Origin of the sequence: Bacillus sp. AFS077874 (assembly GCF_002566505.1) — a bacterium.
GTDB lineage: Bacteria > Bacillota > Bacilli > Bacillales > Bacillaceae_G > Gottfriedia.
In genome coordinates this window covers 14,161-29,867 of record NZ_NUYF01000020.1, presented here as the reverse complement: position 1 = coordinate 29,867, position 15,707 = coordinate 14,161, and the positions used below count along the sequence as shown (strand labels likewise).

Sequence of the window (15,707 nt, the reverse complement as noted above, 5' to 3'; positions counted from 1 at the left end):
ATACGAGCTCTTCTAGATATTAATAAAGATGAAAATTGGGTACATAATTTGCTTTCTGATGCGAACCTATCGTTAAAACAAGTTTGTTTTGCAGAGTGGGATTCGAAGAAATTGTATATTCATACTTATTAAATATAAAAAATGAACACTGATTAGTACTAATTGGACTATGTTTTTGTAAGAGAATATATGATAGAAAGTTAGAAAGGATACTTCTAATGTGAAGTATCCTTTCTAACTTTCATCAAACAATTGACCAATAGATTATTAATAAAAAAGCAGATTTACAACTCATGATCATATTCAACTAAAGCATGCGTTAGTTACATATAGAAACTTAATTTATTTAACTTTTACAAAATAGAAATCTGTCCCATTTTCTTGTGGTACAAAGCCTTGTTTGGATGAACTTTTTTCCACCATATTTTGTTCTTCTGCTGTTATAGTTGTGGTTATATCTTTACCTTCAGCTGCATTACCTTCTCTATAATCTTGTTCCTCTCTAGTCACGTGTTTGTATTGGTCTCCGTTAGTTTGTGCATATACCTTTGTATTTTGGAAGTCTTTTGTAAACCCGATTCATAATGCTAAAGCACTTGCAAAACCGATAGATAATACTAATTTTCTTTTCATAAATAAACCTCCTAATATGTTTTATTTGGAAAATAATTACATTTTGTTTCTAAAAATAGAATAACACAATTAACATAAATAACTTGTCTAATATTGTTTAACTATCCTGCCATTTTGTTGAATAAAAAAACGACCCCCGAAGCAGCCGAACGTTTATGAAACTAATGCACTGCGTTAGTTCAATAAGTACCACTCATATTATATAGTTAGTTGACCTTCAAAAACGGTTACTGCTTTTCCTGATAGTAGGACTTTATCATCTAAAACTTTAACTTTTAAAATCCCCCCTCTATCGGATGCTTGGTAAGCTATAAACTCACTTTTTAATAACTTACTCTTCCAATATGGACCTAAACAACAATGAGCTGAACCAGTTACATAATCCTCTTTGATACCTTGAGCAGGGGAAAAAAAGCGTGAAACAAAGTCAAATTCGTTTGAATTAGAATGACTTGTAACAATAACACCACGGACTGGTAATTGGGCAATCAGGTTTATACATGGTTTTAAATTTCTTACAATATCCTCTGAATTTACTTCAACTAAATAGTCTAATTGATTTTTTCCAACGTAAGTAGGCTCAACACCTAAAGCCTTAATCAGTAAATCAGTAACAATTGTCTTCTCCTCAAGAATAGAAGGAAACTCTAATTGAACCCATTCATCTATAAATTGTGATTTAAGAATCCCACTTTTTGTATGATAGGTAATGGTTTTCTCTTTTTCCACGTTCCCGTTTTTCCATAAAAAAAATGAACTTGCTAGTGTTCCGTGTCCACATATTGGAATTTCTGTAGAAGGGGTAAACCAACGTAAATAGTAATCATTTTTGAAGCGATTTAGAAAAGCTGTAACTGGTAAATTGATTTCCTTTGCAATACTCTGCATCCAATGGCTATCTTTCTCCTCATTTAACAAACAAACAGCAGCAGGATTGCCTTTAAAGGCTTGGTCTGTAAAAGTATTTATAATAGTTAAATTCATTTCGCTTCCTCCATCTAATACTACTTTTTATTTAATAATTCCATTTTGAAGATCCTCATATATCACAATTTTTACTTGTAGGGAATTCCTTATCGGCTATTCTGCCAGATTGTTGAAAATTGAGCTGAATGATCAGCCCCAAATTTTATGTAACTAACGCATGCGTTAGTTGGTTAAGAATTATATTATTTCATCAAGAATATCGGTAAGTTTTTCCTCTGAAATTACTCTTAAACCGTTTCTTTTAAGTAATGCTGTTGTGACACCATTTCCAACAACTTTCTTAGCTTTAAATTCACCATTATAGATCACGGCACTTCCACAGGATGGACTGTACTCCTTAAGAACAATTATAGTTGCATTAACTTCTTGAGCTTTCCTTAGTGTATGGTAAGCCCCTTTTATGTAAAGTTCTGTTACGTCTCTACCCGATTTCTCAACTACTTTTGCTTTCCCATCAAGAACATCTTCTCCGTCACCACCTACTATTTCTGCAGGCTCTCTTGGTGTTAAAAAACCTCCAAGTAATTCAGGACATACAGTAATAGCTCTATTTTCTTGTAACAATTTTTGAATCCTATTATCTAAACTATGGGAACCGTTGTATCTTACCTCTAAACCAGCTAAACAAGAACTAACTAAAATCAATGATTCCACCTCACTTTAATTAAATACTTTTTAATGTTGTTGGTATAACTTTACTTTATAATTACTAAAACAAAAAAAATCCATTAGTTGGATATCAATCTATTGTTTTTGTACCTTTTATATCATTACTTATCTTTTCAAAACAAATGTTAACTGTACGTTCATTTGAACGAGTTCGATGCATTGTGTTAGCTGGAATCGTAAAGATTTCTCCTGGTTTTAAAGAGATGGTTTCATCGTTTTCTAAGTCAATAAAAAGTTCGCCTTCTAATACATAAAATAATTCATCGCAATCCTCGTGTTTATGCCAGTGAAAATCACCATTTATTACAGCTATTCTTAGTGCGTGGTCATTTACTTCACTTACGATGAAATTTGTATATTCCATTTGATCCTGAGTCAATTTTTGCAGGTTAATTACTTCTAATTGTCCTTTATTTTGCATAATCTATCTCCTTTAATATTAGTAAATTCTAAATCAAATGAACAAATTAACTTTACCACATTTTGGAATTACCAACACTTCCTTTAACTATTCTGTCATTTACAAATAAAAAAGCTGCAATTAAGCAGCTTTGATATGCAACTAACGCCTGCTTTAGTTACTTAAGGGTTTGAAACTCAAAAATGGAAAAATGTATAATTAGTAGCAAAAGTTATGTATGAAACAACACACAAAATTAACAGTTTTAAAGTCTTGCGATTTAGAAAAAAGATATAAAAATAAATTAAAGTAAAACTTACAAATGATATTATTTCTGGAATTCCTTTAAAATGTTCTCTATATTGTGCACCAACAATAATTGATGCTAATAGAAGATAAAATGCTGTGTAATTAGTTTTTTGTTTCATAATTACCACCCTGTTGTCATCAATTATATACTCTTACATAACTAATATTCGTCGTAAAATCAATAAGACCTTGTTCAACTAAAGCATGCGTTAGTTGTATAAAACTTAAGTTTTCGACTCTTTATGGAAATGTAATCTAATAGTATTAAAACTTTATATTTAATAGATTTTTTAATTCAGTGAGTAATTCTGGATGTTTTGTTTTTGACCAATACATCATTTTTTGCCCACCGCCATTAGAACTTACTTTCTTACCATTAGGCTTCTGAAAAATTATCCTTCCATCTTTAAAAAAATTCATTGTATATACTTTGTTGTCCATTGACTCCTTATCCGATAATGCAAATATGTAATTCCCCTTATTATTTAATTCTTTGTTCTTCTCCATTAATTCATCTTTTGAAGGTTGAACTACTTCCATTTTGTTTACTTTTTCGATAAACTCTTCAATTTGTTTACTACTCTTTATAGTCCTTGATGTTTCTTCAGAGGCTACCCCTTTATCAACACCTTGAACCTTTAAGATAACATATTCACTGGTATTTGGAATTTCTAGAATTTTGGTTTTTGCTTTTACATCAGCAGACTTTGACTGACACGCACATAATAAAATTGTAATCAATATGATTACAGAAATCCTTTGTATATATTTCATTGTAGATCCCCTCCTATAAGTTCATATTCAACATTACAATCAAATTTCCTTTTATTACCATTTATCCTCATTCCACTAAACTGCCTAATACATAAATAAGAAAGTAGGGAAATCTCTCACGAGACTTCCCCCTTATCAAACCGTACGTGCCCTATTAAGGCATACGGCTTACCCATATGTTATATTGATTACCAAGAAGTTGCGTTCCAGGCATTATGCATCCACTCTTGGCTCATTACTATTCCATACCTTTTCTTAATGTTCATCCAATCGGTTTTACCGCAGTAACTCGATTGTTAACATAACATCTTGTCCATGACATGGAGCCATAGGTCGTTCCCCTTCCATTCATTCGGTGTTATGGTCACCGAACTACTCCTGTACTATGAGAACGTCTGACTTCTCCACCAGTTCTTCATCACTTCGGATTACCCTTATAGATTAGAACCCTGCCTGTTCGGTAAGGTGGAGATCTCACGGGGTCATCGCATTTTCCTTCAAGACATACCCTGCACCATCACGTTATAAGCCACATTTTCTCGCTCTGACTTCTAAAGAAAATGCCGTTTTAGTGGGCTTCCTCACTTTTCGCAGAGTCGCCAACTTATCCCGCCGCCGTGCTTCACACTTCTTGCATTAGGGTCTATCTTTTCGTCTACGGGTCTCTCGATTTACCGCATCTCCTTCAGACACTACCTCACGATAATGCCCTAGATTAGACTTCTCGAGCTAGGTCAGTCTCCTCGAGTATGGATTTTCACCATCTGGAATTCATTGTTTTATCCTTCTTCCAGTCGATACACCGCAATGCCGTCTCTGTCCAGATAACAAAATGAAGAGTGTTGACTGGGTCAGCACCCTATGCGACTGCCCGTCGCACAAAAAGCAGCCATTGACTGCTTTTGATCTTCAACTAATGCATGCGTTAGTTGCAGAAGGAATTATTTTTGACTAACCAAATCTGAAAAAATAACTCTATAGTTTTTGCCGATTTTCTCAACCTCAGACATAATACGACTAATACTTAATTCTGCTATTAGATATAATAGCGAAATTTCTCATCATTATTATATTATATTTGGACATTAGCACAATGTGTCGATTGTATTGTTTACCTGTATTGGATACCTCCTTAATATGACTTAAATTTTTCGAATGTTATAAAAAATATTTAATACATGTTTATCAAATTTATTTCCTATAAATTACGAAATTTTCCTTTTGCTATGGTAGCTTTAGAAAAAAAGGAATTCAGTTTGCTATTTAGGGTAAATTAAAAACGAATTTTTTCTTACTTATATGAGTTTTTAGCTTGTTTATTAAAATATTAACCATATAAAGTATTGGAGGTATATTCATGTATGAAACCTATACTGCATTGTTAATTGTAGATATTCAAGCTGGTTCATTTCGGGAGACAGAACCATTATTTAAGGGAGATGAACTATTAAAGAATGTCCAATTACTAATTTCAAAAGCTCGTTTGACACAGACCCCAATCGTTTACATGAAGTACAATGATGGACCAGGAAAGCCTCTTGAGCAAGGAACCTCAGGATGGGAAATTCATTCATCAATTACTCCATTAGTAAAAGACATCATTATTGAAAAAGACTATCCTGATTCTTTTCATATGACAAATCTTCATCAAGAATTAGCTGCTAGAAAAATAAAACGAATCGTCATTACAGGCATTCAGTCCGAAGTTTGTGTAGATGCAACATGCCGTAGTGCTTATAGTCTTGGGTATGAAGTTATCCTTGTAAAAGATGGACATAGTACATACAATTCCAAAATATTACCTGCATCTCAGATTATAGATCACCACAATGACATACTCGGTCAATGGTTTAGTGTTTTAAAAAAGGCAGATGAAATTGAGTTTTAGAATATAATAGTGAAATTTCTCGTCATTTATGTTTTTATACGTGGACATTAGCGTCCTTGTTGATTGTATTGGTTTACTTGTATGGGATATTCCCGTATTTTAACTAACGCATGCGTTAGTTACATAACGAATAAATGAATTTGAATTAACTATGGAACTTATTATAAGGTAGATCTAGTATATAAAAATCGTAAATGAGATCATTGGAAAGCATCTTATTATTGATATTCCATTTAAATCTAAACAGTCTTATCGCCATTCAACAATTTCATCGAGATTTTGTCTTGTTTTTGGACGTTTGGGATTCTCTTTCCGATATCCAAAAGCAACCATACAGGCTACACCGAAATCGTTGTCAGCAATGATACCCTCATTTTGCAAAATAGTGGTCACCTGCTTTTTATCAAAACCTTCTATCGGACATGAATCAATTCCAATTTGAGCTGCAGCTGTCATCATATTTCCTAATGCTATATAGGTTTGTTTATTTGCCCATTCAAAAATGAGACGGTCGTTATCTTCGAGTTCTGTTTCGACAAAGAATTTGTAGAAATTGGAAAGACTTTGCACAATTTCCTCAGGCATAAGATGAATGTCTTTCATCATTTTGATCACGTGAACAGAATCATGTCTTAAGCCATGAATTTTTCTAGCCAATATAACTACAAAATGGCTGGCAGTAGGCAGTTGTCCTTGGGCACCGCCAGATACAGGTTTTAATTTTTCGCGAAGCGTAGCATTCTGGATCACTACAAACTTCCAGGGCTCCAAGCCAAATGAACTGGGTGACAACCTTCCCGTCTCCAAAATAAAGTGAAAATCTTCATCCGAAATCTTTTTATTACTATCAAATGCCTTGCAAGCATGTCTGAAATGGTAAGCTTTTAAAATGTCCTGTTTTTTACTCTCAGTTCCTATCATGTGGAAACACCCTTCCTTTTTCCAATTTATGGATATAAACCAATATATACTCTTTGTTTTAAGAATTATGCTTCATTTTCTATGCAACAAATCTACTAGTTAGCCCCCAAAAAAAAGACTATCGAGACAGTCTTCTGAACTTCAACTATCATTGAAGAATGATATATACTTCCATTCACTGTTGTGAATCTTAGGGTTCATGGATGGCTAATGCATGCGTTAGTTGAAGATTACCAAAGGAAACGGTTCTATTTAGATAAAAAAGGTAAATTTTACCATGACAGATTGATTGTCATATGTATAATGATAGTTAGAAAACTCATCATAGTTTTGCCAACCAAACTATTGAATAAAAAGGAGTGGCAATGTTGGAAAAGAAAAAAATCTTCTATTGGATCATCCCAATCCTATTAATTGTCTTTTTAGGCAATGCTGCGCACGCTACAGTACAACAAGAAACCTCTAAAGTGAAACAATCTTCTGCATTAAAGGGGCAATTCTACCTTGATGACATAGTGAAAATATACATACCATCTACATATAATGTTGATCAACCGATTGATAATACTACATATGTTAACAAGTCGTTAGAAGAATTCTCAAGAATGTTTGGAGGAGCAACAGCCGTTGAGGGGACAGGATCGTGGCTATCTGATGATAATCAATTGGTCAAGGAGAAAGTAACGATTGTATATAGCTATGCAGAAGATTTAGATAAGGTAAAAATTAATCAAATAGTTGCCTATACCAAGTCTCTAAAAGAAGAGATGAAACAAACATCAGTGTCTCTTGAAGTGAATGGGAAAATGTATTTTATCGAATAGCTTGTAAAGAAGCCTAGGTATTTTATATCTCTAGGCTTTTAAGTCTTCATGAATAAAAGTTTATTGGTAAAATAAGAGTTCCAATAGGATAAACTGTTCGTTATTTATAGCGAAACGTATTTTTTGCGTGAAAAATCCTTCTGTTATTCAATCATCTGGCGCGATTGCTTAAGAACGTCTTCAGCTTCAGATAATTAGTTATTAGAGTTTGAATTCACCTTTCAGTTTGAGGTTTTTCACTTAAACTATACTGCCATTTAGCCACCCATGCAGCGCTCGCGCTGCACCACAGCGAATGAAAAAGATTTAAAACCGTCAATACTGCTTCTATGGCTGGGTGAGGAAGGTCGCTGCAGTATGGTGCCATTAGAGCCCATCATTTAGTCTGACTCCAACGATCACGGTGCATCACAGACTGTCGCTCCCTTGCGGGAAGCACTCATGGTAGATTAATCCTATTCTGATTTTTGCACCAGCCTCTATTCTTAAAGCCATAGGAAGGATGAATTCAATGGAAGTTATCATTAATGGATGTTCATAAGGACAACATTACCGCATGTATTATGACACCTGAAGGAAAGGAGATTCAAACGTTTTCTACGAAGACGATTTTTTTAATTAAACTGATGGATTGGATAAGGTCACATGGATGTACTCATGTCGCTATGGAAAGTACAGGGGTGTATTGGAAACCCATTGTTAATCTGATTGAAGCTGAAGAATTAGAGTTTTTTGTCGTCAATGCACAACATATGAAATCTGTTCCTGGACGAAAAACTGACGTAAAAGATGCTGAATGGATCGCTCAACTTCTCCGCCACGGATTATTGACTGCTAGCTACGTTCCCGATCGAACTCAAAGAGAGTAAAGAGAACTGGTTCGATATCGTCGAAGTATTATTGAAGAACGCTCTAGACAACTTAATAGAATACAAAAAGTACTGGAAGGTGCAAATATTAAATTAGGCTCTGTTGTTTCAGATATTATGGGTGTTTCAGCTAAAGAAATGCTTAACGCCATTGCAGATGGCGAAGAAGATCCTACGAAACTAGCAGGTATGGCTCGTCGCTCATTGAAGCGCAAAAAAGATGAACTTGAGCTAGCTCTACGAGGGTATGTTAATCCTCATCAACGTATGATGCTGAAAACAATACTAACTCACATAGATTTTCTAACTGAACAAATTGAAAAACTCGATTCTGAAGTAGCACAGAGAGTAAGTTCTTATCAAGAAGACATAGAACGACTGGACTCAATCCCTGGTATCGCTACACGTATGGCTGAACAGATACTAGCCGAAATTGGAACAGACCTTGAGAACCAGTTTGGAAGTGCCCCTCGATTATGTTCTTGGGCAGCATTAGTTCCAGGACATAATGAAAGTGCTGGTAAAAGGAAATCAACTAAATCAAAAAAAGGCAATAAGTATTTAAAATCAGCATTAACTGAAGCCGCACATTCAGTAGGTGCTTCCAAAAACTACCTTGGAGCAATGTATCGAAGAACAGCAGCACGAAAAGGTAGGAAAAGAGCAGGAATAGTAGTAGCACATGCCATGTTAAGAATCGATTATTATCTTCTGACTAGGAAAGAAATGTACAGAGACTTAGGAGAAGATTATTATGACAAACAAAAAGAAGTATCAATGGTCCGTTATTCAGTTCGAAGACTTGAAAAATTAGGGTATTCTGTATCGATCCAAGAAGTCTCATAATCCATCAACCACTAATATTTTTTTACAGTTGGACGCTTTTTAAAAATAAAATAAAGACGTCTTCTTTAGTTATGCATTTTTTTACCTGAATACCGTAAGGTTTTTTCATGGTAGCTGCATAAGAAAAACGATCCTTCGTTATTGAAGAATCGCACTGCGTTAGTTGAATAAGAAATGATTATAGATTTTAATGAATGCTATGTTTTTCTTCGATATAATCTACAATAGATTCATAAATACCTTTATTACTAGTTCCTAGGGGACCTGTATCACCTTTACTTATTAACTCTTTTGCACTATTTAATGCACTAAGGCTATTTCCAATTTGTATATTAGCTAACATTTTCATCAGTTCTTCATGATAAAAATCTGATTGTTGTATGACGAATTTATTGAAATTATCTACATTATTTTCTATTGAATTTATAATCGTCTTGAAAGTATCAATAAACCATTTTACGTTTTGTCGAATATCATCTTCAATATTAGCTAAGCTGTTTTCAACAATATCAATCTCTTTAATAGTATAGATTGGAGCTACAAATGCTCCTACTGCTCTTAAGCTCATAGGTTCTTTTGCATTTTCTTGTATTTCAATACTTCCCAAAATAGATCATCATGGCTAAACGGTTTTATATTACATTTCATACTAATTGAGATCTCAGTATCATCTGTAAAATTTGTATAATAAACTCCCACTACAAAAAAATCTCCTACCTTATTAAATAAACAGTTAGACCTTTTTTTAAAACCAAATTCTTTTGCTAATGCTCTCATGGTCTTTTCTTGAATTTTTTCAATTTCTTATATAAAGCCTTTCGTTCTTTTTTCAAAATTAATCCACACCTTATCTCATTTATTTCTTTAAATAAAGTCTAAATATAACCTCATATAATCAATATTATTTTAACAAAATCCACATCATTATCACATTCCTTAACAAGAATCCTTATGCAACTAAACTGCCATTTTGTTGAATAAAAAAATCGACTAAATAGCCGATCTCGTTGTTCAACTAATGCTGAGCGTTAGTTAAATAAGAAGTTATTATTAATCCCATATTTTAGGGCGGTCTATTCCCATTGTTCTCATGTAATCTAACAATTGACCTGTGTGAACAGACTCGTGATAAGCTATACGCAACAACATATCTCCAAGTGTTCTCACATATCCTACGTCAGAACGGTCAATATTTATATTTTCTAAATCACTTATGTTAATATTCTTAATGTATTTTAAGAAGTCTTCACGGTATGGCTGTGCAAATGAAAGTTCATTATCAATTGTTGTGAATTCCTGATTATCAAAAGGATTAGATAATTTAGATAATGCTTCACTACCTCTTCCAATAAGAATTTGATGATAAAGAAACTCGGCTTCTAATAAGTGTCTGATCATTTCAGCACAAGTAAGTGCACCTTCATCAGGCTTCCAGTTTAACATTTGTTCGGGTATTGCTTTCCAAACTTTGATACTCCTACGTCTAACTTCTTCAAAATTAAAAATAATTAAATCGTTTATGTTCATTAATCTATTTTCTCCCTTTCATATGTTCTAAGGTTATTGATTCTAGATACTTATTAAAAGTCCTTTTTTTATTAAACCAAACTGCCAGTTTGGTTAATAAAATAAGACCGACAAGTCGTCGATCATGTTGTTCAACTAACGCATACTTTAGTTGAATAAGCATTCACATTCCCAATTTGGAAAATCACGATTATGTTCAAGAATATAATCTTTCATTATTTTTGTATCTTCTGGCAATCTTGACTCTAATTCTGTCCAACCAACAAATTTTATCCTATTAGGTAGTTCAATCCGACCAGTAATAGTATCAAAAAAAGCCTCCCAATTTTCTTCATAAATATTTGGAAAATTTAGCCTTTTTTTCAACAGTAGATGGAACTCCCTAGTAGTTCTTACGTTCGATACATCAATTTCTACTTCTGTGATCTCTTTTTCTTTTCTATTAAGTAAATGATAAATTGAAAACAATAATACTATTACTAATACTTTTATAGTAACTGACACATTTATATCCCCTTAAAGTATTAGATATAATTCCACCCTTAAAACAATTTCCATTATATGTTAATTTTAACACTAAAATTATATCCATTCTAGATACTAACGAAGAATTCTTATACAACTAACCTGCCATTATGTTGAATAAGAAAATGCGATCTTCTATTGAAGAATCGCATGCGTTAGTTGAATTACTACTTTTTAGGAATTATATTTTTCTAGCAACTCGGATACAGCAATACCGTTTATTTTTAAACCCTCAATGTTGGAGTTAACTATATTAACATTTTGTAAGTTACATTCCTCAAAAGTAACATTTGTTAAATCGGAATTTTTAAACATGGCACCTCTAGATTCAGATTTATGTACCTTTAGTTTACAGAATAAAAATTTATTTATTAAATTATGCAGCCATATAATGTAGCGGTCGATCGAATAATGATCATCCGCTATTTGTTGTTTAACTAATGCATTGCGTTAGTTGAATTAAAATCCCACCTTGTAGTTGTTAAATATATTGACAGGAGACAAAAATTCGCTTTAATGAAGAATTTTACGGACTCATTCCATAAGCTAAATTAAACATAAAACCTAATATGAAAAATAAAAAAACTAAAAATAATAATCTTAAAAAAACAAATAACTTTGCTCCTTTATTTTCTGCTTTTTTAAATTGTTTATAATGAACAAAGCTCACAATAATTATCACTGGAATGAAGAGCCAAAGAGTTGTTGCACCAACCCAATCGGAATTTTTATCCCAGTAATCATTTGATACCGAAGGTAATGGTGATACCTTGTAGTTAGTTACATACTGCTCATCCATATTATTTTTAACTTTAATGAAAACGAGGGATATGACAAAATAGTACATTACAATTAAAGACTTGACCCACCAAAATAATACTTTATTTAGCATCACTACTAAAATAATTATAGCCAAACTAAAAAACAATCCTGCATATTGAGCCATCAGTATCACCCCATAATCAAATAAACACAGCACCAAAATATAATTTTCAACTCTTTTACATTACCATGTTTTACCAATTATTTGGCTGTTTTCTATGCTTTTTTTATTGAACTATACTGCCATTTTGTTCAATAAAAAAGGACCGACAAAATCGTCGATCACGTTGTTCAACTAAAGCACTGCGTTAGTTGCATAAGGTCATGATTAGTAATTGTGGTGAAATCGAACTTTATAAGCTTATTTCTTCTTTCGCATAAAAAGGGAAAAAGCTACCAATAGTAATCCAATTATTATAGCTGGTGTTGCATTCAAGATAATTACCTCCAATATTCACTTAGGAGCTAATCCTTCAGCTCCTAAATTTTGTTCAACTAACGCATGCTTTAGTTGAATAAGCTGCTTATTCTCCAAAGAAATAGAAATATAGCGATAATAGATATATACATATATAAACCCAAGATCCAATTATCGAAAGGAAATTAAAACATCCTTTATCTTTTCTATTCAGTATTACATTTAAAATAGCCATAATTACCACTACTATAAATAAAGGTGCTACTGCTAATTTAGAGATAAGTTCTGGAAAGGGCATTTCCATCAATTTGTCATCCATATTTCTCCCCCTAACTTAAGTCTAATAATAGCATAATTATCCAATTTCTTATTTAACTATCCTGCCATTATGTTGAATAAGAAAAGGTATATTTTTAGTTCAAATATTAGCCCAAATTAACAAAACTTTCTTGTTGGCATTAAATATATGTAAAATTTCTAAATAAAATAAATAATGACCCTTATAAAAAAGGGTCATTTCAATCTAAATAACGCAAATTTGTTGCAGTACTTTAAAGTAATCACAATTATTTCTCCATGCATACGAGGCATTATTTAAGTTAAAAGGATTGTCTCCTGACCAAAAGTGGAGTCCTAAATCAACTAAATTATTTGTACCCTCACCATCATATAAAGAATAGACTAAGTTGGAATTTTCTTTTTTAAAATACCAATCAAATGGTCCGTTTAAAGGCTCAGTGAAATCGATATGTTTAAAGATTTTAGGGATAGCAGCTACATAACAAGCCCTTATATAGTCTTTATGTTCATTCTTAAAATATTTCATTAAAATATCATAATTTTCCTCATGTTCAAGGCAAATAAAATACATATATCCCCCTCCATTTTCAAAGTTAGCTAGATTTAATTAATTAAAAATATATGTGGACATCAACTCTTTCATGATTTATGTCTTATTTATTTTTATAAGTTAGATCAATTTAATTCTATTAATCTACAAATCTTTGAAGGGAAATAAAAGTTTTTATCGAACTTATGTTTTACAAAGCTTGATTCGGAGGGAAATTATGTTACTCGACCTGGGTGAAAAAATGCGAGAATTACGGCTTCAAAAAGGGTATGGTTTAAATGAATTTGCTAAAATACTAAGTATTTCACCGAGTTACTTAAGTCAATTAGAAACAGGAAAAACGGAGAATATTTCCTTCTCCCTACTTCAGAGATTGCAAGAAGAACTTGCATTATTGCCATTAAATTTAGATGAAAACTCTAGAATGAGACGTTTATTTCAGCAAATGGACCTGCTAAAAGAAGTGGATGAAGAATCATATGAGTTTGTTCTTTTTAGTCTAGAGTCGAATATAAAGTGGTTTATCGAAAAGAAAATTAGGTGAGATGGTCTATTGGCGGAGAAAACTAGTTTAATAATAGGCTATTTTTCTTTAGTCTCATCATTGGATCTACCTGATAGATCCGCAAGTTCGCTATGGCCTACTTTATCTTCCATATTAGGAGGTGGGGGTGACTCAGGATTTTTTTCTTCATTAAAAAGTTTTTTCAACTTTGGATAAAACACTTCATTAAAGTAATTTAATACTATTTCTCCCCTTGTATCCCCCGTTATAACTTTATCCTCAATTTCAACTTCATAAACTTTTTCTTTGTCAACCTTGTATTCTTTCTCCTTAAAATACCTTCCACCATCATAAAACAACTTATACGCTTCTAATGCTGAACTTTCAAATTTTGCTTTTTGTTTTTGATCTTTAATTTCAGCACCTGAAACCTCATTATAGAATTGTTTAAAAAGTTTAATAAAATTTTTTTTATCTTTACTTATAGTCAATTCATCTTTCTGACTATTATTGGTTTGAATTTTATTAGCATCACCTTTATTCTTTTTTTTTTTTGGTTTATCTTTTGAATTTTTAACTAATTGAATCTCTTCTTTTAATTTCTTTAATTCATTTTTTAATTCCACGTACTGATTATCAAACTTATTAAAATCATTTTCTATTTTTACTTTTATACTTTCATTATCGTTTTCTATTTTATCTATTTTGTCTAATTTTTGAATTGAACTCCCATACTTTTGTTCAAATTGAATAAAAAATTCATCATATTTTCCATCCTTTTCATTTGATCTGTTTGGTGGGAGATTATTTTGATCTTCTCGCTCTTCTTCATATTCTGTATTTTCAGTTGTAGTCTGCTTCTCATTTATTACCTCATATTTAATCTCTTCTTTAATCTTTTCTTTAATCTCTTCTTTTAAACTTTCAACAGAGGTATCATTTTCCTTAAACAGTGATGCTGCACTTAAGGGTATGTTATCTACCCTTTCTTTGTATACGCGTACCATATCTAAGAGTCCTAGTCTTTCTTGTTCAATAAATTTTACTAAATCCGATTCCTTTATTTTGTAACCATCTTGGCGATAGCTATTTGTGATTGCTTTTATTTTCTTATCTCGAATCCATGTACGAAGAGTTTGTATCGAGTCAGTTAGATAACAATCCATCAGGATCTTCAATGCTTCTTCCAAATTGTATTCTCTCTCCATTTGCCACCTCCTAAAGAAGCCCGTTCATATCAAGATACGATGGTTTTATCTTTTTATGAACCATTTAGATAATTTTTTGGATCAGAACTAAAAAACTAGAATATTACACTAACAATGTTGTTTCCTTAACATTGTTAGTGTAATATTTAGTATTCAATATTGTATATGCAATGTTATTTAATCAATATACCTTAAGTAATATTGAATCATTAATATTCTATTTGCAATATTGAACCATCACAAAAAACCGTTTTTTCAATGGTTTTACGAAAAACCGCCGTAGGATGAAAAAACGAAATAACAGAATATATAGAATTCTGCACAAATTGTCGAATCATGCATGGTGCTAAGGTTCAGTCATACCAAGGCGGTTATTCATAACAATGGCTATATCATGTTGTGTTGTCATGATAATTATTGGTACTATGACCTCCTCCGACTCCCTCTTTACAGTCCGCCATTTCGCTTTTACTTATAGGCTTTCTAGCTCCTTTAATATTAAGGGTAAAGTAGGGTCTCCCCAGTTCCGTTAATTACTTTCTTTACATATCATTCCCCATACCCCGAGAGATTCTTGGGTGCTGTTCCAAGTTCTATACACCTTCCATGGTCTTCGCCTCTTATTCCCAAGCTCGACTTCTCTTTTTCCTCTTTTGAGGTTCTTTTTGACGAGGCGGCAGGATTCACTTTATGTTACAACCTGTAAAGTTGCTCGTAATTCCGTAAGGAAGT

General features: G+C 32.5%; 18 protein-coding genes and 1 pseudogene. 4 read left to right on the top strand and 15 right to left on the bottom strand.

Features of this window, described 5'->3' with window-relative positions:
- Nucleotides 1–342: 342 nt before the first annotated feature.
- From COJ46_RS24595 to COJ46_RS18160, 6 genes are all read right to left on the bottom strand, one after another.
- A complete protein-coding gene (locus COJ46_RS24595; RefSeq protein ID WP_176527954.1) occupies nt 343–510 on the bottom strand; it encodes a hypothetical protein in 168 nt (55 codons plus the stop codon).
- A 321-nt stretch (nt 511–831) separates the two neighbouring features.
- The gene (locus COJ46_RS18180) at nt 832–1,617 is read right to left on the bottom strand and encodes a PhzF family phenazine biosynthesis protein (protein ID WP_097975363.1); all 786 of its coding nucleotides are present in this window, start codon (nt 1,615–1,617) and stop codon (nt 832–834) included.
- A 180-nt stretch (nt 1,618–1,797) separates the two neighbouring features.
- Complete coding sequence (locus COJ46_RS18175; protein ID WP_098231869.1) at nt 1,798–2,265, bottom strand: 2-thiouracil desulfurase family protein; 468 nt, start codon at nt 2,263–2,265, stop codon at nt 1,798–1,800.
- A gap of 94 nt (nt 2,266–2,359) precedes the next feature.
- A complete protein-coding gene (locus COJ46_RS18170; RefSeq protein ID WP_097975359.1) occupies nt 2,360–2,710 on the bottom strand; it encodes a cupin domain-containing protein in 351 nt (116 codons plus the stop codon).
- A gap of 176 nt (nt 2,711–2,886) precedes the next feature.
- Nucleotides 2,887–3,117, bottom strand: a complete 231-nt coding sequence (locus tag COJ46_RS18165; RefSeq protein ID WP_097975358.1) for a hypothetical protein — start codon at nt 3,115–3,117, stop codon at nt 2,887–2,889.
- A 145-nt stretch (nt 3,118–3,262) separates the two neighbouring features.
- Complete coding sequence (locus COJ46_RS18160) at nt 3,263–3,772, bottom strand: hypothetical protein (protein WP_098566169.1); 510 nt, start codon at nt 3,770–3,772, stop codon at nt 3,263–3,265.
- A 1,357-nt stretch (nt 3,773–5,129) separates the two neighbouring features.
- Between COJ46_RS18160 and COJ46_RS18155 the strand changes: the two genes are divergently transcribed.
- Nucleotides 5,130–5,660: a cysteine hydrolase family protein gene (locus COJ46_RS18155; RefSeq protein WP_098566168.1), complete on the top strand. Its 531-nt coding sequence runs from the start codon at nt 5,130–5,132 to the stop codon at nt 5,658–5,660.
- 249 nt (nt 5,661–5,909) lie between these two features.
- On the opposite strand, the gene COJ46_RS18150 is transcribed toward COJ46_RS18155, so the two are convergent.
- On the bottom strand, nt 5,910–6,581 hold the full coding sequence (locus COJ46_RS18150; RefSeq protein ID WP_098566167.1) for an NAD(P)H-dependent oxidoreductase: 672 nt from the start codon (nt 6,579–6,581) through the stop codon (nt 5,910–5,912).
- 365 nt (nt 6,582–6,946) lie between these two features.
- Between COJ46_RS18150 and COJ46_RS25090 the strand changes: the two genes are divergently transcribed.
- Together COJ46_RS25090 and COJ46_RS18140 are read left to right on the top strand one after the other, a co-directional pair.
- Nucleotides 6,947–7,405 carry a DUF3574 domain-containing protein gene (locus COJ46_RS25090; protein WP_286133509.1) on the top strand — a complete coding sequence of 153 codons (459 nt, stop codon included), beginning with the start codon at nt 6,947–6,949 and terminating at the stop codon, nt 7,403–7,405.
- 527 nt (nt 7,406–7,932) lie between these two features.
- A pseudogene (locus COJ46_RS18140) lies at nt 7,933–9,120 on the top strand (IS110 family RNA-guided transposase).
- Between the two features lie 187 nt (nt 9,121–9,307).
- Here COJ46_RS18140 and COJ46_RS18135 read toward each other — a convergent pair.
- The 7 genes from COJ46_RS18135 to COJ46_RS18100 all read right to left on the bottom strand — a co-directional run bounded on the left by COJ46_RS18135 (nt 9,308) and on the right by COJ46_RS18100 (nt 13,283).
- Complete coding sequence (locus COJ46_RS18135) at nt 9,308–9,727, bottom strand: hypothetical protein (protein WP_097975350.1); 420 nt, start codon at nt 9,725–9,727, stop codon at nt 9,308–9,310.
- Nucleotides 9,728–10,170: 443 nt separating this feature from the next.
- Nucleotides 10,171–10,647 carry a DinB family protein gene (locus COJ46_RS18125; protein WP_097975346.1) on the bottom strand — a complete coding sequence of 159 codons (477 nt, stop codon included), beginning with the start codon at nt 10,645–10,647 and terminating at the stop codon, nt 10,171–10,173.
- Between the two features lie 147 nt (nt 10,648–10,794).
- Nucleotides 10,795–11,151: a barstar family protein gene (locus COJ46_RS18120; RefSeq protein ID WP_286133507.1), complete on the bottom strand. Its 357-nt coding sequence runs from the start codon at nt 11,149–11,151 to the stop codon at nt 10,795–10,797.
- A gap of 195 nt (nt 11,152–11,346) precedes the next feature.
- On the bottom strand, nt 11,347–11,487 hold the full coding sequence (locus COJ46_RS18115) for a pentapeptide repeat-containing protein (protein WP_097975345.1): 141 nt from the start codon (nt 11,485–11,487) through the stop codon (nt 11,347–11,349).
- Between the two features lie 211 nt (nt 11,488–11,698).
- Entirely contained in the window at nt 11,699–12,118 is a 420-nt protein-coding gene (locus COJ46_RS18110) for a hypothetical protein (protein ID WP_097975343.1), read from the bottom strand.
- A 400-nt stretch (nt 12,119–12,518) separates the two neighbouring features.
- The gene (locus COJ46_RS18105; protein ID WP_097975341.1) at nt 12,519–12,731 is read right to left on the bottom strand and encodes a hypothetical protein; all 213 of its coding nucleotides are present in this window, start codon (nt 12,729–12,731) and stop codon (nt 12,519–12,521) included.
- Nucleotides 12,732–12,935: 204 nt separating this feature from the next.
- Nucleotides 12,936–13,283 (bottom strand): DUF2538 family protein, encoded by a 348-nt coding sequence (locus tag COJ46_RS18100; protein WP_097975339.1) that lies wholly within the window; start codon nt 13,281–13,283, stop codon nt 12,936–12,938.
- 196 nt (nt 13,284–13,479) lie between these two features.
- Between COJ46_RS18100 and COJ46_RS18095 the strand changes: the two genes are divergently transcribed.
- A complete protein-coding gene (locus tag COJ46_RS18095) occupies nt 13,480–13,806 on the top strand; it encodes a helix-turn-helix domain-containing protein (protein ID WP_097975337.1) in 327 nt (108 codons plus the stop codon).
- A 38-nt stretch (nt 13,807–13,844) separates the two neighbouring features.
- Here COJ46_RS18095 and COJ46_RS18090 read toward each other — a convergent pair whose 3' ends face one another.
- Nucleotides 13,845–14,975, bottom strand: coding sequence for a MerR family transcriptional regulator (locus COJ46_RS18090; protein ID WP_097975336.1), 1,131 nt, complete (start codon nt 14,973–14,975; stop codon nt 13,845–13,847).
- Nucleotides 14,976–15,707 lie beyond the last annotated feature (732 nt).

Coding starts and splice junctions, on each gene's coding strand:
- COJ46_RS18180 (WP_097975363.1), bottom strand. CDS start 1,617: ATGAATTTAACTATTATAAATACTTTTACAGACCAAGCCTTTAAAGGC.
- COJ46_RS18170 (WP_097975359.1), bottom strand. CDS start 2,710: ATGCAAAATAAAGGACAATTAGAAGTAATTAACCTGCAAAAATTGACT.
- COJ46_RS18165 (WP_097975358.1), bottom strand. CDS start 3,117: ATGAAACAAAAAACTAATTACACAGCATTTTATCTTCTATTAGCATCA.
- COJ46_RS18160 (WP_098566169.1), bottom strand. CDS start 3,772: ATGAAATATATACAAAGGATTTCTGTAATCATATTGATTACAATTTTA.
- COJ46_RS18155 (WP_098566168.1), top strand. CDS start 5,130: ATGTATGAAACCTATACTGCATTGTTAATTGTAGATATTCAAGCTGGT.
- COJ46_RS18150 (WP_098566167.1), bottom strand. CDS start 6,581: ATGATAGGAACTGAGAGTAAAAAACAGGACATTTTAAAAGCTTACCAT.
- COJ46_RS25090 (WP_286133509.1), top strand. CDS start 6,947: ATGTTGGAAAAGAAAAAAATCTTCTATTGGATCATCCCAATCCTATTA.
- COJ46_RS18125 (WP_097975346.1), bottom strand. CDS start 10,647: ATGAACATAAACGATTTAATTATTTTTAATTTTGAAGAAGTTAGACGT.
- COJ46_RS18115 (WP_097975345.1), bottom strand. CDS start 11,487: ATGTTTAAAAATTCCGATTTAACAAATGTTACTTTTGAGGAATGTAAC.
- COJ46_RS18110 (WP_097975343.1), bottom strand. CDS start 12,118: ATGGCTCAATATGCAGGATTGTTTTTTAGTTTGGCTATAATTATTTTA.
- COJ46_RS18105 (WP_097975341.1), bottom strand. CDS start 12,731: ATGGATGACAAATTGATGGAAATGCCCTTTCCAGAACTTATCTCTAAA.
- COJ46_RS18100 (WP_097975339.1), bottom strand. CDS start 13,283: ATGTATTTTATTTGCCTTGAACATGAGGAAAATTATGATATTTTAATG.
- COJ46_RS18095 (WP_097975337.1), top strand. CDS start 13,480: ATGTTACTCGACCTGGGTGAAAAAATGCGAGAATTACGGCTTCAAAAA.
- COJ46_RS18090 (WP_097975336.1), bottom strand. CDS start 14,975: ATGGAGAGAGAATACAATTTGGAAGAAGCATTGAAGATCCTGATGGAT.